Origin of the sequence: Peribacillus sp. B2I2 (genome assembly GCF_041261685.1) — a bacterium.
Classification (GTDB): domain Bacteria; phylum Bacillota; class Bacilli; order Bacillales; family DSM-1321; genus Peribacillus.
In genome coordinates this window covers 1,883,875-1,904,773 of record NZ_JBGCCB010000001.1, presented here as the reverse complement: position 1 = coordinate 1,904,773, position 20,899 = coordinate 1,883,875, and the positions used below count along the sequence as shown (strand labels likewise).

The 20,899-nt window shown below is 34.6% G+C and carries 12 protein-coding genes and 4 pseudogenes; 2 read left to right on the top strand and 14 right to left on the bottom strand.

Annotated elements, in window-relative coordinates; all coding sequences use genetic code 11:
• Positions 1-160: 160 nt before the first annotated feature.
• The 3 pseudogenes from ABIE66_RS09595 to ABIE66_RS09585 all read right to left on the bottom strand — a co-directional run.
• Positions 161-588 (bottom strand): annotated as a pseudogene (locus tag ABIE66_RS09595) (DDE-type integrase/transposase/recombinase); the annotation flags it as partial.
• A gap of 422 nt (positions 589-1,010) precedes the next feature.
• Positions 1,011-1,292: pseudogene (locus tag ABIE66_RS09590) on the bottom strand (VOC family protein); the annotation flags it as partial.
• Between the two features lie 286 nt (positions 1,293-1,578).
• Positions 1,579-1,867 (bottom strand): annotated as a pseudogene (locus ABIE66_RS09585) (hypothetical protein); the annotation flags it as partial.
• Positions 1,868-2,256: 389 nt separating this feature from the next.
• Between ABIE66_RS09585 and ABIE66_RS09580 the strand changes: the two are divergent.
• A complete protein-coding gene (locus tag ABIE66_RS09580; RefSeq protein ID WP_370014525.1) occupies positions 2,257-3,474 on the top strand; it encodes a cytochrome P450 in 1,218 nt (405 codons plus the stop codon).
• Positions 3,475-3,717: 243 nt separating this feature from the next.
• Here the strand turns inward: ABIE66_RS09580 and gloA2 are convergent, their stop codons facing one another.
• A complete protein-coding gene (gene gloA2 / locus ABIE66_RS09575) occupies positions 3,718-4,104 on the bottom strand; it encodes an SMU1112c/YaeR family gloxylase I-like metalloprotein (protein ID WP_370014524.1) in 387 nt (128 codons plus the stop codon).
• A 455-nt stretch (positions 4,105-4,559) separates the two neighbouring features.
• Here gloA2 and ABIE66_RS09570 point away from each other — a divergent pair, with 455 nt between their 5' ends.
• Positions 4,560-4,808, top strand: coding sequence for a tyrosine-type recombinase/integrase (locus ABIE66_RS09570; protein ID WP_370017010.1), 249 nt, complete (start codon positions 4,560-4,562; stop codon positions 4,806-4,808).
• Between the two features lie 591 nt (positions 4,809-5,399).
• Here ABIE66_RS09570 and ABIE66_RS09565 read toward each other — a convergent pair.
• The 10 genes and pseudogenes from ABIE66_RS09565 to ABIE66_RS09520 all read right to left on the bottom strand — a co-directional run bounded on the left by ABIE66_RS09565 (position 5,400) and on the right by ABIE66_RS09520 (position 20,818).
• Positions 5,400-5,588, bottom strand: a complete 189-nt coding sequence (locus ABIE66_RS09565; protein ID WP_370014523.1) for a hypothetical protein — start codon at positions 5,586-5,588, stop codon at positions 5,400-5,402.
• 119 nt (positions 5,589-5,707) lie between these two features.
• Positions 5,708-6,073: a terminase large subunit domain-containing protein gene (locus ABIE66_RS09560; protein ID WP_370014522.1), complete on the bottom strand. Its 366-nt coding sequence runs from the start codon at positions 6,071-6,073 to the stop codon at positions 5,708-5,710.
• A 181-nt stretch (positions 6,074-6,254) separates the two neighbouring features.
• Positions 6,255-6,732 (bottom strand): annotated as a pseudogene (locus ABIE66_RS09555) (hypothetical protein).
• A 384-nt stretch (positions 6,733-7,116) separates the two neighbouring features.
• Entirely contained in the window at positions 7,117-11,025 is a 3,909-nt protein-coding gene (locus ABIE66_RS09550) for a P-loop domain-containing protein (RefSeq protein WP_370014521.1), read from the bottom strand.
• A 316-nt stretch (positions 11,026-11,341) separates the two neighbouring features.
• On the bottom strand, positions 11,342-13,378 hold the full coding sequence (locus tag ABIE66_RS09545) for a hypothetical protein (protein WP_370014520.1): 2,037 nt from the start codon (positions 13,376-13,378) through the stop codon (positions 11,342-11,344).
• Positions 13,379-13,407: 29 nt separating this feature from the next.
• The gene (locus ABIE66_RS09540) at positions 13,408-16,251 is read right to left on the bottom strand and encodes a nuclease domain-containing protein (protein WP_370014519.1); all 2,844 of its coding nucleotides are present in this window, start codon (positions 16,249-16,251) and stop codon (positions 13,408-13,410) included.
• 5 nt (positions 16,252-16,256) lie between these two features.
• Positions 16,257-18,221: an McrB family protein gene (locus ABIE66_RS09535; RefSeq protein ID WP_370014518.1), complete on the bottom strand. Its 1,965-nt coding sequence runs from the start codon at positions 18,219-18,221 to the stop codon at positions 16,257-16,259.
• An 812-nt stretch (positions 18,222-19,033) separates the two neighbouring features.
• Positions 19,034-19,201 carry a hypothetical protein gene (locus tag ABIE66_RS09530; RefSeq protein WP_370014517.1) on the bottom strand — a complete coding sequence of 56 codons (168 nt, stop codon included), beginning with the start codon at positions 19,199-19,201 and terminating at the stop codon, positions 19,034-19,036.
• Positions 19,202-19,278: 77 nt separating this feature from the next.
• The gene (locus ABIE66_RS09525) at positions 19,279-19,407 is read right to left on the bottom strand and encodes a hypothetical protein (RefSeq protein ID WP_370014516.1); all 129 of its coding nucleotides are present in this window, start codon (positions 19,405-19,407) and stop codon (positions 19,279-19,281) included.
• 244 nt (positions 19,408-19,651) lie between these two features.
• The gene (locus tag ABIE66_RS09520) at positions 19,652-20,818 is read right to left on the bottom strand and encodes a ComEC/Rec2 family competence protein (RefSeq protein WP_370014515.1); all 1,167 of its coding nucleotides are present in this window, start codon (positions 20,816-20,818) and stop codon (positions 19,652-19,654) included.
• Between the last annotated feature and the right edge of the window lie 81 nt (positions 20,819-20,899).

Here is a 20,899-nt window from a genome sequence, read left to right as displayed (position 1 = left end):
ACCATTTGTAAAATTTTACAAATGAACAATAACCTAAAAAAAGAACATACGTTTGATTACACTTGCAAAAGAAGAAAAGATTCAATTAATGGGATTTGGTTCTGGTGCAAACATAATGTGAATTTGAGAAAACTAATAGGATTTCTAACGGAATGCTACTTTATGCGGTTGATCCAAACTGCTCGTGGATACAATTCACCTGATTTTGGACAGACTTCTCCCCTTGGATCGTTTGTCCTTTTTGGATTATGTGCATAGCTTCAATCCCCGCAATAATCCGTTTAGCCGTTCGAAAGGACTTTAAGCCAAGCATTTTGTGCAATACGCTTTTTAATAAATCGATGATCCTGCTCCACGATATTGTTGAGATATCTAACTTGCCTTATTTGTATGCCTTCGGGCTACTCTTCTCTTCTTTTAACTCCTGAATGGCTACAGGATACGCTGGTTTTTTTCCACTGGTATGACAGGGGGCTGGAAACAGACAAAAAAGCCAATGCTTTCTTGAGAAAGCATTTGGCTACTTGTTTATCTCTGGATTCACTTAGATAAACATTAACCTTCGGAATCCACTGCACGATACAGGTACTATACTTGAAGGCAAATCCGGAATATACATGGAAGAAAATGATAAATTCCGAAAATTCATATCGGATGATTTTATGCTGTGGTTAGATGGCGTGGCATTTGATCAAAGGGGTTCTCTTATTTTTTTAGCAGTAACAGGCTACATCAAATGTTTACACATAATCAATCAAGAAAGTTATGACTCGAACTACCCGTACAGGGAAAGCATTTGTCGGAGAAGATGTTAAACCCTATCTTCATTCCAGGTAAAGGAAAAATAAAGACAATAGGTTAATTCGGATTTTATTACCTAAAAAATAAAGAAACGAAAATGGAAATCACAAAATGATTGCCATTTTCGTTTTAAATACTATTTTGGTTTTAGGGCACCTTGATGAAAGTCTTTTCTTAAATCGAAATACACATAACCCTTCTGGTAATTGCTACTTTTCATATATTTCAAGAGGCAAATCATCCGGATCGCAAAAAAATGTAAACCTTTTTCCTGTTAACTCATCAACACGGATAGGTTAGACTGGAATGTTTTCTTTTTCTAAATCTTCAATAGCTTGATGAATATCTTCCACTTCAAAAGCAAGATGTCTAAGCCCTCTTGCTTCTGGATAACTTGGACGGTGGGGGCTATCAGGAAAGGGAAATAATTCTAGCTGATATTCCCCTCCCACCATTAAATCTAATTTATAGGACTTCCTTTCTGCGCGATAGTTATGAATTTTCCCTTAAATGTAGCCAGCATCCCTAGATTGACACACCCTTTGCAGAAACCCACCTATTGCTTCTGGTAAAAACTTCAGCGGCAGACTAAAAATAATAGTGGATAAGGCTGCAGTAAATATAGGTATAATGGTTTGTTAGATGATCTCCCGTTACAATTTCTGCGTGAAATTTGTGATAAATTAATATTGGAAGACCTAATCCACTAAGCCCCCTATCCATTTTTCCGCTATATTTTAGATTACTTTTTATTAATATAATTCCCCTTAATACATTTCATGCTTTCGGTATCTTTTGGGCGAAGGTTTCGCCCGTTACCTTCTTCATGAACATTCCTTTCCTAAATGCTATATCCCTTCCAAAGATAGCCCATTTTGACGGTCAGGACCAAACGCTTGCCGTTCCATTTCAATACGGTCTATACAACTCCGAGTTAATCGGCATTGTACCTTCCGGCTATCCTCTGATATGCTTCGAGCTCATATATCCCGTCCCTATTAAAATCTACCGGATATAAAGCAGATAAAGGATCGACCCATCCTGCTATCGGTGCCCTCAAAACACCATACTTGTATAATAATGAATCACTTTTCTGATATCATACGTTTCCAATTCTCATCCCAACTATTTCTTTATTATCAATATAGATTTATATGCAGGAATTTTGTGGATAGCTTGAGATTTTTTTGAAATATAAATATAAAAAGCTAAGTATTACACTGCTGGCATGACTTGGGGTACCTGCATGACCTTAAACGAGAAGCTATGAAACTCAAAAGAGTTTTTCAATAGGTGGTGAATCAAATTTTCCGAGTTATTACTTTCTTCTTATTGAAAAATATCTCAATTTATGTCAATTGAAACCAAATTACGAGTTTGTTATCTTAGTTAATGAACCGGTTCATGACTATTTTCTGTATGAATATTAGGCAAAATAAAAGGAGAGATGAAACCATGACACAAGAACGTAAATCAACAAGCGCAGTGGAGCAGTATGCTAATCTCATTCCCATGAGCGAAATTGATTCGAACGCAGATCAATTATTTCCTTTTCCAATCTTTAATAGTTTACGACAAAAAACTCCTGTAAGGTACGACGAGGCTCGAAGCTGCTGGGATGTGTTTCGATATGAAGACGTTCATTATATTCTAAAAAATCCAAAACTGTTTTCATCGGAACGAGGGTCTGGAACTCTTCAAGGAAGCATTTTGACAATGGACCCACCTAGACACACAAAAATGAGAAACTTAGTGAACAAGGCATTCACTCCTAAAGCAGTGAAAGATTTAAAAAATAAAATCGAAGAGGTGACACTTTACCTTCTCGATCAAGTTAATGAGAAGGGGACTATGGATCTCGTTCATAATCTTGCTGGTCCGTTGCCTGTCATTATAATTGCCGAATTATTGGGGGTCCCTGCTAAGGATCGGGATCTTTTTAAAACCTATTCTGATGTTCTCGTGGCAGGGGCCAAAGATGGTTCAAATGAAGCCTTCCAAAGAATGGCCCAAAAACGTAAGGAAGGAAGTGGGTTTCTTAAAGAATATTTCAAAAAAATAATTTTAGAGAGAAAAATTAATCCTGAAGAAGATTTAATTTCGCTATTATTAGCGGCAAAAATTGATGGGGAAAAATTAACAGAAGACGAGGTACTATCTTTCTGTGTTTTATTATTAGTTGCGGGCAATGAAACAACAACTAATTTAATTACAAATGCCGTACGCTATATGACAGAAGATAAAAACATTCAAGAACAAGCTAGGACAAATTTGCCTTTAATACCAAAATTGGTAGAAGAAACACTACGCTTTTATCCTCCAATACAGGCAATTGGCCGTGTTACAAAGGAACATGTCAAAGTTGGGGGCAAAACAATCCAAAAGGGGGAACAAGTAATTTGCTGGGTCGCTTCGGCAAACCGGGATGAACAAAAGTTTGCAGAACCTAATCGGTTTACGTTAGAAAGAAAATTAAATCCTCATTTGAGTTTCGGGTTTGGTATTCATTTTTGTTTAGGTGCCCCGCTTGCACGTCTAGAAGCAGAAGTAGCTCTCGTGTCACTATTAAGTACATTTGCAAAATTGGAAGGTGTAAAAGGGACTGAGCTGGAGGCGATTCCAAGTCCGTTCGTTTTTGGAGTGAAAAGTCTTCCTTTAAAATTCACAAGATAATGAGCCTTGCTGCCTAAGAATATAAACGAACACCCTATATTTATTCCAGTTATTAAAAATTCCACTGCACTAGGTTGATAAAAACTTAATATATAATACGGATTTTATGACCTAAAAAATACAGAAACAAAAATGGAAATCACAAAATGATTTCCATTTTTGTTTTGAGTACTATTTTGTTTTAGGGCACCTTGATGAAAGTCTTTTCTTATATCGAAATATACATAACCCTACTAGTAATTGCTACTTTTCATATATTTCAAGAGGCAACTCATCCGGATCGCAAAAAAATGTAAACCTTTTTCCTGTTAACTCATCAACACGGATAGGTTCGACTGGAATGTTTTCTTTTTCTAAATCTTCAATAGCTTGATGAATATCTTCCACTTCAAAAGCAAGATGTCTAAGCCCTCTTGCTTCTGGATAACTTGGACGGTGGGGGCTATCAGGAAATGAGAACAATTCAAGCTGATATTCCCCTCCCACCATTAAATCTAATTTATAGGACTTCCTTTCTGCCCGATATGTTTCCTGCTTAATATCACAGCCTAAAATGTTTACATAGAAGTTTTTTGACTTTTCATAATCGGAACAAATTATAGCTACATGATGTATTTTTTTTACCTTCATTTGCTTCCTCCCTAAGAACATTGGTTATTTTTATAATCTAATTTTACCAAAGTTATACATTAATAAAAACTTAGATTTCAGTGCTTCCATCGGACTCTACTGCACGATACTGGTACATCCATTTCCCTTTCACCAGATATAGGTCTTAACACTCCTCCATTTAGATTAATTAAGGAACGTGATTTTGCGATCTATCCCTCTTTTTAGGAAGCGGCATTCGGGTGAAAGAGTTATCCAACTTGAGGCTAAGAGACTTGTATTTCGAAGAAAAATAAATACACGTTTTACGTAAAGGTGGAAAAAGTATGTAGTGGCAGTCTCTCTTGCGTCTATACAGGACATAAAAGATTACTTAGCTGTGCGAACGGAGTGTTATAGCGGATCAAATGATGATAAGGCCTACGTATTCTTGACCAGGGTGAAACAATGGAGCCCCCCCTCTTTCCAACCGCGCCATCGAGGCTCTAGTAAAGAAATACACAAAGGCATTTAAGTCCAATAAATCCATGTCACCACACAAACTTAGGCATACATATGGTACGAACTTAATGGAGCAATCAGGAGACATCCATTTGCTGATGACTCAACTTGGTCATACTTCAACCACAACGGCTGCCCTCTATACAAACCCTGAGCAAGAGAATGCTAAAAAGGCTGCGAAACAACTGGGAGAGAGAAGAATTAATTATCGTGAAAAAGATTAAATAAAAAAAGAGAAGATTTTCTAGTCTTCTCTTTTTTATATTGAGTGTAACTTCGGAAATTTGCATTGATTTGGAAAAAGATACGGTATAAAATATTTATTAAATGCGAAAGCTCAAGATTAAAAAACGTGCAGAAGGGTAGTCATTAGATTGCCCTTTTCGTAGTTTACAATTTTATTAGTTAACATAAGATAAATTATAGGAAGTTGTAAATATATAAAATCCCTGTCTCAAAATGAAAAGTAATCTTGTAGTAGTGAGACGGAATAAGAAAATAAAAATATATTTATATTTTCTTGAATCAATTTCTTTTATTTTAATATATAAGGAAACTCCATTTACGGTTTTTTCAGGGCCCCGTAGACAGAAAAAACCTCTAGGTATATCTTATAGGCTTTTTTATTAGTATCTCATTGACACTAGTATTCTTATATATTGAGACAAAAAAGAAATTTTACACTAGTTGATATTCTTATTATTGTATATCTTCTGTTGATGGTGTATCTACTTTATCTATAGTGATATCTATTGCATCTACTTCTTCTTTAGCTTTCTGTTCGGCTTTTTTCTTAGCTTTAGCCTTCTCTTTGGCTACTTGTTCAGCTTTCGCTTTTTCTGTGGCTTTTTTTCCTCTTGTACTTTTTTTTCTTTTACTTCGACATTTCGTCTTTCTTCATTGATGAACGTATTGCCGTATCGTTCAGGCCATAACGGTTCGCCCAATTCCCTGCCCAGTATGTCGTTCTCTTCGGCTTCTAATGGGAAGTATATACTGACCAATTCAATGGTTGACCGTACTCAGGATTCAATAACCTACCCTGTAAATCGTCTTCATGCCATCGAGTGAGAATCAAAATAACAATAGCTCCCGGATGTAAACGAGAAGAAAAGGAGTCAATCTATTCATCCCATATCTTTTCCCTGTGTGTCTCGCTGTCTGCTTCTTCCCGGTTTTTGATTGGATCATCTATAATCATTATGTCTGAACCTTGACCAGTGATACCCGATAACACCCCGCGGCTAATCATACCGCCTATATTGTTGTCTAAAGCCCTTTCATCATGTACCGAACTATCCTTTGTTATCTCAATATCAAATAGTTCTTGGCCAAACTGCCGAACCTTCTCTTTATTCTTCTTACCGAATTTACGAGCAAAAGTATCGTTGTAAGGTATCTCAATGATTCTATCCTCTTGAAAGTGTCCTAAATAGTAAGACGGTAATGTTTCTTTAATCGTTATTGATTTAGAATGCCGTGAAGGCATATTCAAAGCAATGTATGATTCTCTGTAGGAATCTCACCATCACGCATACGTTGTTTTTTATCTATAGCCTTATGAAAAGATGTTTCCAATGTATTCAATATGCGGAGCGCGCTTGTATCTCCCTTGATGTGTATAGATAACGTAATCTAAATAGCTTTTACGTGCGATTGCCTTTTTTACCTCATTCAGTGTCGGCAGCTTTAGAGAGGATTGTTTCAATCTCCTTCAACTCCTCGACTGACAGTTTACTAAGGTCCGTTTGAGTTTTGATGTAATGTGTAGTTTCTCCACTGTGGTTTATTTCCTGTTTATCACGCCATTCAGCCGGCTTGCGATTCTTTAACCAGAATATTTGTGCTGTAGTATCCGGAACACCTTCTTTGATGACTACTTTCTGTTTAAAGCCATCCTCTGACTCTTCCTCTGTTACTTCCTCATATTTATACCCTAGCATTTTCGACTTGGCGATCAATTACCTCTTTTCCCTTTTTTAAGGCCTCTAAAATCTCTAAATACTTGTTTTTCCAATTATAAAGAGAAGCTACACTTACCCCCATGTTATAAGCTATTTGCTCATCAGTAAGACCATCTCTTGCCCATCCTTCAATGAGTAACAATCCTTCAAGTGTTAGCCACATTTCATATTTCCCTTTTGCCATTACATACTCACCGCCACCAAGGTCTCAAGCAGTTTTGAAGTTCTATACCGTATTTAGTTCACAGTATTACAAAGTTCCATAAAGTGCTATAGAATAAGGTTTCTGTGATTTAGAGTGATACGTAAAATAATTAAATTTTTAAAATGGGCACCAAACTCGGCACCGAATTTTCTCCCATAGCTTATCATATAAAAACTGATATGAGTTCTAAAATTCTTTTAGAAGATTATCGGTGAATAAAGAGTGTAAATGAGAATGATTACTCAAATAATTGTTAAAACTTTGTTGCATACTATTTTCCCTCTTTGGACAAAATCATTAATCATCGGGAAGGTTCAAGTGCAACAGTAAAGCCTCTTGAACCTTCCCAAAGGAACTCTTAATTTATATAATTACAAAATCATTTAATCGAAGATTATCATTCTTATCAAAAAATGCCGGATATTTTTTTCTTAAGTAAGTCTGTAGTTCCTCGCTTTTGTTGATTGCTTCTATTCTGGTTTTTTCCTTCATTTGAATTTCTTTCGGATTAATCCATCCTAATCGTCTGCACGTCGTGGCCAACATATGGTCACAAATTGCTACGCTGGAAAAGGATGCTCCATTATGGATTGCCTTAAAATATTGTTGATACGTATCTCTTGAAGCGAAATAAAAAGAGTAGGTCTGATTTTGGAACCTGATCCTTTTATCTGGAGGATAATAGTCCATATTCATTACATATGAAGTCCAAAGTCCCAGATGAAAGTACATACCAGCTTCCTTATCCTTTTCTACAGGTGGAAAATTCAAAGTTTTGATTTGACTTTTAGCAAAATTCAACCATTCTTCATTTAGGACCTCTTTATGAGCTTCAAACTTCCTTTGTTTCGCCAATATCAAATGATAGAGTAGAAGCCTTTGATCCCTTTCGTCGGTCAGCTTATTATAAAATTCCAATCCTTCATCAACAGTTCCAATCTTTTCCTCGAAGCGCTCGAAAATAAAGGTTTGTAGACTTTCAAATGAAAGGGCATCCTTCTCTTCACTTGCAATCTCTTGTATATATTGATTTAGATTCGATAAACTCACTGCTAAAGACCCTGAATTATCAATTTGTCCATATTCGTATTGTTTAAGAATTTCTTTTGAAGTGTTCTTCATTAAAATTAAATGCGATGTACTAAACTTCAATTCATTTACCGATTGCATCATCAACCGTAATAAATTGATAAAGAATTCGGGGTCCGACAAATTCTCCTTATCCAATACTGGGAGTAGTTCTGCCGCTTCCATAAATATATCAAAGAACTGATAATATAGTTTTTTGGAATTCTCTCCTGTTCTCCTTCCTGGAATATTTCCAAATCCAAAATCCTTCATTGTCAATTCCGCCTCTTGCTCAAGAGTTTCATGATACAACATAAACATGCCGTTAGATAGTACGGTTAAAAGGTCGAATTTGGCTGAAGCAAGTAGTAAAGAATTTTTATATGGCGCAAAAGACATATGCCGGTATAGTTCTTGCCCTAATTCACACACTTTAGAAAAGTTTTTATCACGATAAAGGCGTAAAATCAGTGAATTCATATAAAAATAATGAGAGAATAAAGATTCATCGTACGCAATTCTTCTTATCATTTGCGCAGAAGGAACCTCCTCTTTCCTAATTAATAAATCATAATGCTTCTTTTGTTCTTTAGTTGCCTTATTGTATATTTCTTTGTATACCTGCTCGTTGCTATTTAATTCATTTAGGAACTGATGACTCGTTTTTAAGTTGCTGTATTGCAAATTCAATGTTTTTAAGAAAGTATGCCGTTTATCAGAGAGCTTTTCTTTAATGGTAGTCATATTTAGTTTTTCAAAAATCTTATTAAAATAATTGATAGATTCAATCTTATCCTTATCCTCTTTTAATAAAAACCTAGTTTCAGCGATAAAATAGTGATAATAGCTGCTTTCTTCAGGAAGTTGTTCAGACAAAAATTGATAGAGTCCAAGTGCACGGTATAATTCTCGTCTGGAACCTGCTTGTAATCTTAGTTGATGGGCCACTCTCTCCAGTTCCATCCAACGGCCACTCGAAAAAGAAACTTCATCCTCTAAAAACAAATGGGCTAGGCGATCAAAATGGGAAAACACATATGATTGAACAGGAGTAAGATCTACCCCATTGTTTAATTTTTGATCCCTGATTGCTTTCCATTTGGTCATAATTTGTTGAATCCTTCTACGAATGGTAGGAATCTCTGCTAAACGCATTTGTACTTCTTTGTTAACGATTTGATATGCTTTACCTTGCGGTGTGTGTTCCGATGTCAGCCAGCTTCTAAAGTCGAAAAAGTAACCCACCAAATAGGCCCTCGGTGAATCCTCGAATAACAAATCATGTATTTCATCAATGAGTAAACCTTCATCATTCATCGCAAAAAGTGCAATAAAAAGCTCAAAATCATTAAAAAACTTATCGCTATACATCAACCTAAGCTGGTTAATATAAATCTCAACGATATCTCTTTGTTTTATATCTTTAACTCCTAGTGACAACAAATCATAATAAGGCTTAATATATAAGAATCTGTGATCTTCATTTAAAATTCTGTCAATTTGATCAGAATCTGTCGTTGCTTTTTGCAAATACTTTTTCAGCAGTTCCTTATTTTCAACCCTATTAGGCTCCACCGTCATGACATCATTAAAGTAATCTTGTTGCGTATACGTTGCAATAAATTCCTTATGAGCTCCTTCTTCGGTACTCAATCTCGCAGTCAGCAAAATAAAAACATTCTCTGGCAGTTCATCTTTACTAGGTAATAATTGAAAGATTTTGTCTGCAGACACCTTATGTAACTCATCCAGACCATCCAATATAATAATCAGTTTTTCCTTCTCAGTAGTTTTTTCTTGCTGTTGTTGATAATACCCTAACATATCAATAAAGTTCTTTTTTGAATCTGTGTATTTCTCTGTATTGAATTTTAATTTATTCGCAAGAATTTCCTTTTCAATAACTACTGTTCGTAAACTATCCGTTAAACCATGAAGGAAATTAACCATTTGCTGACTATAAAAGGAATTAAAATAGTAAGCTCGTATTGTAGTATTAGGAATAGTTTGTCTTCCTAGGTCCAATGGGTCCAGTCCCTTGACAAAAGTTGTCTTGCCCATACCCTGTTTCATTTGCAAAACGAATATCCCCTTAGGATTTTCATTGACACTACTTTGAAGCCAATTTGTCAAATAGGTTGGTTCGAAGTAATCTTCTGCAAGAATTTTTCTGATTTGAGATTCAACTTGATGACGTAAGTAAAAATCACTAGTTTCATTCTTTCCATCCTGCTGATGAAAGAGAGGTTCATAATCTTTTTGTTTAGATAGAAGCTTACTCAAAGCCTTAATCTCATCATTCGGCAATTCAACTTTATCTCCATTTATGTAATCCAAAAATGCCGACTTTTGTTTTCTACTGTAATAACTATCGAAAATATAGATTTTGCCACCTTTATTTAAGAAGTAAGGGATCAACTGGAATGATTCCCTCCCTGCAGATACTTTCCATTGCTCTTTCCTTTTCGTCAATTTGATATTTCTATATGCATCTCTGATTCGTTCATTTCCTAAATATTTGTATATGATTCTAATATGCTTTTCTAAATTTTCATGGAAAGCTGGGTTATCAATAAAGCCAAGTGCACCGTGGCCAATTTTGGTATTCCTCCAATTTACAATATTATTTGTATGGTAGGTTTTCAAAATACCAGTTAATAATTGAAATATATAGGTTTCGAATTCCGTCTTTTCCTGTTCTTCTTTTAAGATTGTTTTTATCTTGTTCCCTATTGTTACCCAATCTCCTAGATTAAGCACTGTCTCAACAAGTAAAAAGATGGCTGATGTTTTTTCTCTTGATAACGAATTGTTTTTTCTATCGCTAAACCATTTATTTGCGACTAGTAAAATCGGAAGTTTTAATAGAATTTCATAAACATCCTTTATTTGTAAAAAGGCTCCATAAGGTTGATTTTCTTTCAACAATTGATAAATACGTAAATATTCATGTTCAATAATAAAAGGAAAATGCACAGAGTTGAATTTTGATTCATCCCAGAGAGTATGTTCACTTATTAATTTATTTATCCACGAAGAATCAGTTTCCATTGATTGATAGATAGCATCGATTGCAACAGCTTTCCAGTCTTCCAACTTTTCCGTCGATACTCCATAATGGTTGCTCATTTCCTCCAAATTACTGTCATTAGACAATATGGAAAGAACAATTTCAACTCTTTTTTGATGATTTAGGACCGTCATCTTTGTTTTCTCCTTAAGTAGATTAGTTTTTCTTATTTTTCCATAAATATTCAGATCTTGGCATTTTGATAGTTTGCAATAGTTAATACTTGTTCCAGGACTTTCAAGAAGAGTTTGTATCAACACGTTTATCAATATTTTATAAACATCTAGCCCATTTTCATTATTGGTAATTTGACTAAACCATCCCTCGATAATGAATTCAAACATAATTTCACGAAGTTTAGTGACCTTTCCCAATTAGCTTAAGTGTTTTTCTATTTTCTCAAATTAATAAATCAGCTCTGGTCATTCCGAGTGTTGCTTTCTTAAAATTTTAGTTAATACACCGAGTCAGCTTAATTAACTGAATTATCTTATGTTCATCAGCCAAATTCTCGATTTGAATCCCTTGTAAGTATTCAAAAAAGATTTCGGCATTAGGAACTTCTTTCAAGGCCTCAAACCGCTTACCCATTTCTTGTTTAATTTTCTCGTATTGCTGCTTATTGCCTTTTTTATGTGCCATTAGCAATTTTTCTGCATACATACCGAGCTGGATGACTTTCATGGTTACCCCGCTAAGGTGAGAATCGCATATTTCAATCGCCGTATTTATATATTTAACAGCTTGTTTGTCCTTCCCTTTACAGTAGAGATAAGTAGCCATATTCCAAAAGATAAATTGCAACGGATGAGTGAAACGATAGCTCGCTTGCAAGGTTTCAACTGTAATATTTTCCTTGATTAACGATTCATACATTTTGTCTGGTAATGCATCTGCCCCTTTCCATTTAGCAGCAGCCATGATTTTAAAATACGAATGGTATTTAAAAATCACCTTATACATTTCGTACTCTTTTAATGTCGCCAATAGGCTACGAAACCCATCTGTTTCTGGTGTTAGTTCGCATCCCTGATAAAGGAAAAGGATGGCTTGGTCAAATTTGCCCCCCTCACAGTAGGCCTGACTTTTATATAGATACTGCCTTTCCTTATCATTATCGAGTGTAAAATGATTTAATGCATGATCAAAGTCATTGATCGCTTTCTCCAAATTGGCTGCGTCCTCATGAATCAGCATTGAATACCCTTGACCCCTTGTCCCATATGCTTTTCCTAGAATCTCAAACATTTGTGATTCTTCTGAAGCACTTGGCGATTCTTCATTAACAATTTCAAGCAACTGCATCATTTCCTCAAGGATGGTAATCGCCTTGGTAGAATCTTGAATCGACCCGGTAATATTCATTAAGTTTTTTTGGTTAACCGCCCTGCGAATTTTGTATAGATTGAAATACTCAAATTTAGTAATCACATCTTTTACATAAGTGAGTTGCTTCATAAACAGAGTGTCCTGATCATTCGCTTTCATACTGCCTTCGTGAGTATACAAGGAGTAAAGATAGAGAATGATATCAAGGTTAAACTCTGGTATATTTATCCCATTTTCACTTAACCAAGGCAGGAGCTCTTCCTGCATGTCAATTAACACAGGTCGGATATATTCATAGTTTCGATCTATTTTTATAAAAGTATCTACTTTAGACGAGATGAATCGCAATTGGATTTTCTGTCCATACTCGTCTAAGTCACTTAGATGCTTAATTGCAATCGGGAGGTAGGTTTTCTTGAAATCCTTATTAGAATCAAGGTAACATTCAAAAATAACGTCACTTATATCTCCTTCTGCCAACCAGCGTTCCATTTCGTTCTTTACTGAATTCTCGAAAAAAGAGAAAACGTATAAATGATTATACAGTTCATCAATCCGCTGTTTTTGATGGTCATCGAATTTAGATGAGGTTTTGGTTAAGAAGGTATTACATACTCCGTCTGACAGCATCAATCTTGAACTCGTTCTGGCATCATCAAAATGAATATGATAATTCCATCTATTTTTACGTGTTAGAATTTTTCGCGCCAAGCCGACAATAATTCTTTCTCTTAACCTGTTTTCATATTCTTCTTTCGCTAGAATTCCGTAACCTTTTACCATATTCTTTCTCGTAGCTACTAAGATATCAAGCTCAAAATCACCATGAATCGCCGATAAGCGTAGTAAAAGCTGAATGATGCCTTCTGCGAGGACATTTAAATAAGTAGTATCACTGTCAATGATCTTAACCCTCTCTTTATTTTGAAAAATAACAAATTCCCCGTTTTTCCTTCGAACTTCTTCGAGAATTGCTTGATTTTCATTGCCGCTTTCCTCATTAAAATGGATGTACTCTTTTCCAATAATCTGTCTGGCGCTTTCTTCGGTTATTTTTCCTTTTTCAATCAATACGCCCCCCACTAGAGAGGGGTTCAGATAGGTTTTGTGATCGCTGACGAAATCACCGCTTTCATCCAGCCAAAGTTCGAGACGCATGTTCTTTCCTCCAAAAATTTTATATGAATCTACGAATCAGGAAAATCACAAACCGGGCACTTTACGTACCACGGATAATGTTCAAATTCTTCTTTATGATAGTTGTCACGAAGGTGTTTAACCAGTTTATGGCCATTTCTATCACAATGCGTGCGTACCCAAAATTCACCACAGCTATGACATGAAATATGGAATTTAATGTTTTGACTCCCAGGAATCACTCTATGCTGAATGTCAGTGTCGGTACTGCCGCACTCCCAACAGATAAACGGAGTCTTTTGTTCAACAAAATGATATTCAATCATCATTTTTACATATGCTTTCAGATTTCTGATTTGTCCCGGAATACAGGATATTGAACCAAAGCTTTGCCGTGGATTGCGATCAAAAAGCTGATCAACTCTATGAAAGTTTTGTGCCATCGTATGATTTAAATAGCCGCCAAAAAACTGGTAGCGATTGTCGACATCCGGGTGGATGAGAAAAGATGCATGTGATGGATGATCATGGGCATGGAAATAATTTAAATAATGATCAATGGCCACAGTGTTAATATCGTGAAACCATCCATAAAGTGAACTTTGTTCCTGATAATTTCGATATTTGGCATCCAGGTAAAACCATTTGGTGATCCGTCTTTGTTGATACCCTTCTCCTGCAAATACAGTCAACTCAAAGGCATAATCGGGTTTTTTCCCAGCAATGTATTCATTAAAATGAATGATTACTTCAAGTTTCTCAATATCGACGAATCCATCCTTGTATAGGTGATTCGTCTGTTTCTTTCCGTTATGTTCCATTTTAATACGGAAACCTTCTAAGTTCCCTGCTTTTGCTTTTTCCATCCTTCTACCATCTAGAAATTGGTCAATTACGTCTTTAAAAGAACGTCCAGTTGTTGTTTTCCAGCCAGTATCATGGAAGATCTTTAAGATTTGAATCAAAATCCAATATTCATATAATTCGTCTGTCTTTTTTACGATAAAATCAGTTTCCTTAAAATCGGAAGTGAATGCATATTTCTTATTGAGTTCTCTTAAGCTTTTCCATACCACGGAATAATTCTTATCATTTGTAAAAATTTGAGTGAGCTTCCAACGACTTTTTTTCTTTGTCACACCCAATAGAAAAGGAAGTTGTAAATATCCATCTAATTTATCTATGAGTTTTCTTACCTTTTCGTTGCAGGCTTTAATTTCTTCTACTTGGTTATTAGTTTGAATCTGCTTTGTGTTTAAACTGTTAATCTGCTTACGAATTTCTTCTTTGAATTCCCAGACTCCATATTGATTAAACCAAGACTCAAGGTCTGATTGAGTGATCGCTTTCGGTACTTCCAAACCATTAATACTCTTCAATTCTATAATGCTGATCGGATATTCGTAGGTATCTGGATAATACTCACCATTCCGGTTTTTAGCCTGATTTCCCCTTAAGGGGTCATCATCTTGGATGGAGTTTTTCTTCACAACTGCATGGATGTTCATTACACTTTGGTTATTAAGTTCAAATAACTTGTATAAAAGAAAAACATGCTGCCTATGATCTGCTGTAATAAGTTTTAGGTCTACTTTTCGCCCTTTAATGTGAACAACTCTTCGATTTTCCTCCATAATACAATATTCTAATTTCTGATTATGAAACATAAAGTCAAGCGGAAAAACACGGTTCACAATATCAAACTGAGAACCATTAATCGTTGTCATTAATTGATTATGGATAAAGCTCATCTTAGGTATGAAATTTTGTCTGTACTTAGCAATTTGAAAAATCACTTCAATTGTTTCGTCCTCGGTAATTTGTGGACGAAGATTTTTAAACATATTTCGGCAATAATTCACTTTGAAAAAAGGATTGGTAGTAGAATCCGAAATCTGTACCTCCAAATCTGTTAAGTTATTAACCCCATGCTGCTCGGCTAATTGCCTAACTTGGTCATCAATTTCTAATTTCTTTCGGAGGCTTTTCTGATAAATATACGTCTTTGAATCTTCCAGATAGCTTTTTAATTCTGCTAAAGCAAAATAAATCATCTGGTTTTCATAGATATCGGTGGATTCCGATGGCTGTGAAGAAATCGATTTAACATTGCCTTCATTGAGCAAAAGGTTCATGACCGTTTTGGAATTGAACTTTTTAATACTCCGAATGGGTACCTTCATAATGGCCTCTTCAATTTTCGTTTTAGGGTGTTGATTAATCCTTAGCAACGGGCCATGTATCTGTGCAACGGTTTTTTCAATATCCTCTATTGCATGCCTCCACATGAGCTGGATCGACTGTTTGGAGGAGTTATGTTCCATAATCAACTCCCTTCTTATATTTAAAATATCATTAAGCATTTCCTGATAATTTTCAAAAGAAAGGGAAGAAGGCAGGATACAAACTTTATAGAAATCGGGAGAAACCGGTGTTGTTGAGCCCTTTTTGTATACATTAAAGTAAAACACACCGGCGTTCACCGAACCAAAGACAGCTTTATCTAAACTATTGGAATACGTCCATTTCTTATCTCTGCCCATTTTCAGTTTCGGTTGGTCGAAGAAGATTTGCCGTTTTTCATCATAATATACCTCTTTCTCCAACACTTCTTTCTTTGGGGAATACTTGATTGTAAAATAACCAGGGTCATCATCATTTGCAAGGTCTGTTAATTGAAACACAAGTACATAAAAGTCGTTACCTCTATCCCGCCCTCGAAAATGGCTTTGGGCGACAAATGTTTTATGGCGATTTTCAATTCCCACTACCAATTCAGGGTACTGCTCTGGATTGTCAAGAAAAATCACATCTTTATAGACAAATTTTCCATTTTGAATCTGAACTTGTTCCTCATCAAGAATAAATTTGGCCATCAGTGCTTTGACTTTCATAAGCCTTACCTCCAATAGGTTAAGGCTGTCAACTTATTACTGTTGCCAGAATCATAGATTTTCATTTCGTTTAATACGGAATAGGAACGTTTTGTTTCTTTATTTATAAAGGATTGCAGGATTGACATCAATCGATCCAAGTCTGTATCATAACTGTCTGTATTGATTTTCGGCAATATTAAGCTAGCACTTACAATATCAATTAAATCAGCGGAATCTAGCACTCCTGCACCAATCATCTGATTCACAGCACGGTCAAAACGGTTGGTTAAATGCAAGTTAAACTGACCCAACTGCTCTTTCATTGTATGAAACTTCTTTTTTTCTTTTTCACTCTTCTGACCATTTTCAACCTGAAAATCCTCAACGGAAATCTCAACTTGTTCACGAGGGATACTTAGTTTGAGTACATATTCACGTGCCTTTACCATTTCGATTTCGTTAACAGGGTCAATCTTCATTAAGAAGCTCCGGTCCACAACCTTGGGACTTAAGTCCTTAGTAGTTTCATCTTTATTGATAGTACCAATGAAACGAATATTTTCAGGAATTTCAAGTAAGGGTTGATACGTTTGGATAAAATAAAGTTGTTTTTTCATTTGAAAATAGTTATTGATGTCATTTTGCCCTTGTGAGGCTAAATAAACTTCTAATGACATATCGGCTACTTTTTCTTGAAAATAAAAATAACGTTCACTTAATTCTTCTTCTATTTCGAATTTGAAATTTTCACTGTAAAGCTGAATCTTCCGGTCCGTCTGTAGTTTACTTAAGAATTCTGCAAAATAGTATTCAATATGAGCCAAGTTCATCTCGTCTAAGCAGATAAAAAATAGTTTTGATGGATTGTTTTTTGCTTCTAAAATCGCATCTAGGAAAGGAGTTGATACGTAAGTCTTTTCTATCGGATTCAAGAAACCTAACAGGTCGCTTTTATCCAACCAATTCGGCTGAACCGGGATAATGCGTAATTCGGCATCGACTGCCTTTGAGAACCCTTCAACTAAACTAGTTTTACCTGTACCTGGGCTCCCCGCTAACACAACAAGTTGGTCGGTTCGCAATCCAATATAAAATTGCAATAATGTATGGGTATGATAATACAATGGCTTTTCATCATCGGCTAACAAATAATTCTTTACATGCTCGAGCATTTCTAATGGATTATCAAACTTTCTCTTCGGCTTTTCTTGTGAGTTCACGGATTGTGATTTACCTTTTACCGTAAATAACTTATAAATTTCCAACTGTTGTTTGACCTCTTCCAACTCATTAATTTCTTCCTGTATTATTGCTTTTATTCCTTGCTGTTCTGACAGTAATTGCCCCTTTAGATCTTCTTCTTTTCTTTCGTAGTCACTTATTAAATCTGAGATTTTTCCATGATTTACTTTTATTAAATCCTCTGTATATGCTAATTGCTTCCGTTTTTCCTTAAGATCATGCTCAATTAGTTTGTTATAAAAGGGGTTATTGGTTCCTGGTAAATATGCAATTTCATTTGTCGTATCTATGGCAATATCATTGAGCTTTAGTCGCTCTTTTGGAAAAGAATCCAGTAAAGTTACAAGATAACCATCAACCGATTCTGCTTTCATAACCGTGTCTCTTTTTATTTTTATTAAGTGTGGTTCAGTCTCCTTTTTCCCACCGTATAGGTCAAGATTAAAAAAGACGTAATCCCCCTGGACAATCTTTTTATCCATTAATTCTTTGGTTACAGGGAGAGTTCCAAGAATCGTTTTGTAATTTAACCTAAACGGAAACTTCAATGGAATCAGATGCTTGTTATTGTCTATAACCATTGGATTAATAATTTCACAATTGTTTTCTTTTATAGAGTGGACTTTGCCGAATAAACGCAGGTCACTATTTCCTACAAACTGCTCCCAAAATTTAATTCTCTCATCATAAGGCTCATCCAAATATTCTAGTAGGTCTATTGATGTATTTTGTAGTTGTTCTACCATGTTGTACCTCCAAATTTCCTATATATACTAATACCTAGCTTAATTAAAGGCGGTCTTATTTTTTCGTAAAATGTAACTTCTTTTATTATGCAATAATATGAAAATCTCCGCATCTCTTTTTTCCTACTTTAGTTATTATTACCATTAAGATAGTCCCCACCTAAAAGGATGGGGACTCTATCATTAGTTCGCTGCCTCTTTCTCTTCCGCCAGTAAAAATAAGACTAAGTAAACCAACACGTCCCTGACCCGATCCTATTCACATCTTGAATGATGAGGTCAACAAAGCAAATAGAGAAAAGGAGAGGAAAAGATAAAGGGACTAAAAAGAAATTCGTATTGTCACTGGTGAACCTGAGATGGATGTTCGGACAGTGTTTGCAAATGCGAAGATTGAAGACTTCATTAAAAAAGATCGTAAAAGGTCTACTATCTAAACAAACATGACTGAAAGGATTGAGTTTCAATTGTTAAAATAAGATTAATAGACGTAGTATAAGAGAAATTAGACAAAGTGAGATAAACGGTATATTCGCAAGATTAAGAGTCACACCGGATGGTAAAGTTCTTGTCTTCTTAGATAATAATGGAAAGGTAATTACAACCGTTCCCGTTGTTTCTCCTAGTGATTCGCATTATGCCCATGCAAATGCCTTCTTCAAGAAACAATAATATTTCCTAAGTTGATAGCTGAGAACGAGTGACTTAAAAGTCTCTCTTCTTTTTTTTATTAAACAAATATAACTCTACTCTTATTAAAAAAATCCACTCCTGAATAGGAATGGATATGAAGCTATGTAAATATTTAAAAATTAGTATGTTTTATAAACCCTATCCATACTATCAATTAAAAAAGGTCCAACTGGACTTAGTCCAAACTCCTTTCCTAAATATTCCCCAATTTTTTCATGGATTAAACTACAGACTTCACCGTACCTTTTTCTGTTTTCTGAGTAATCTAAATGTTTTATAACATACATCCATTGACGCTCGTAATTTTTTTTCCGTTTTAACCCATAATTTCCTTCATACCCTGATACATTAATGTTTAATAGGTCTATTGATCTAGCTGATTTAGATATACATTATCTAGGTATTCAATTTCAAATCGCTTATCTAAGAGGTTAGATTGTGCTTTTGTTTCATCGTGTTCCCTAATTTGGACACCATTAATTGTTTGAAACATGTTTTTCCTCCTAACAAATATGTAAGATACAATAAAAGTATAACATTACTATAAATGTATAATTTTTGACAATATTAACGTTTCTGTGTCCAAATTGTAAACCGTTCTTAAAGTGACGGTCAATTATCATCGACCGAAAATACTATTAATAGTCCCAAGCTTATTTTCATAATGTTTTATAAATTTTTATGTTATATGTAGTTAATACTATAAAAAAAGACAGGATTAAAAATACCTGTCTTTCTTACTTTAGAGACGATTTTTTACCAATAGATTTACTTAAATTAAGATTTTTAGTATCTATTATGTATTTGTAACTGTCAAACTTTTCAGTAATCGATAAAAAATCATTTTTTGATAGGAAGATTTTTGATATAACTTCAAAGTCAGGATGATGCTCGTAATTAGAACCAGACGTAATAATTGATAAAGTGTTATTACAGTAACTCCACACCAGTTTTTCATTCCAGTTTTTTCTAGAACCGTGATGAGGTAGAAAAAAGACTTTCAATTTCTCTAAAATATAACTATATTTACTATTAAAACCTTTATAAATAACCTCTTTATTTAAATCTAAGTCACCAGTTAAAAGAGTAGCACTTGCCTCTTTGTATTCTAAAACTTGTAGAGGGGCATGCATCAAACAAAGACTAAGATTATTATTATCATTCATAAAGTTATCTTTTTTAATATTTTCCAAGTATACGGTTTTAGAAAAAGGGATCCAAAATTCCATACAGTTAATAAAATCTTCGAATTTTTTTATTTTATTTCTCTTAATAAACTCTTCAAAAGAAGATTTAATACTAAGTATCTCATCCTTAGGTAATGGGTAGTTATAAAAATCAAACAACCAATCAAATAATTGGAATCGCGTTTCATTAAACTCTAATATCTTTAAAGAATTTTCCAAACCTCCTAAATCCAATTTTAAATTAAACTTAGATGCTTTTGATTCCAGTTTTTCTAAACTAGGTAGAGATAAAGAATCATCATTTTTTGGATTACCATTTACCAGTCCGTTAATTAAAATTACCTTAGTCTCTTCGGAAATAACTTTATAATAAAATAAAGTTTTTAGTACGTATGAAAATAGTTTAATATCTAAATTTTTGATATAGGGAAGGAAAATTCTTTTAATCGTAGTCTCCTTTGCTAATTCTTTTAATCCACTAAGATGATCCCTATCTAAATGAGAAATTACTAACATGTCAATTACTTTAGTTAGGTTAAAAGAGGTTTTATATTCAGTTATACTTTTCATTAAATGCCCATCAGCGCCAAAATGATTACTACCACAATCATAAATAAAATTAAATTCTTTTTTCTCAATTTTATCAATATTTAACTTTCCAGCATAAAATAAACCTTGTCCCACTGGATAGGTAACAAACTCCCCTTTAGTTGACATCAAATCATCCTTTGTTTTTATATTTAAATTTTCAATATTTGATATTTTGTTTTAATAATGAAATCTCCTCCTGTTCATTAA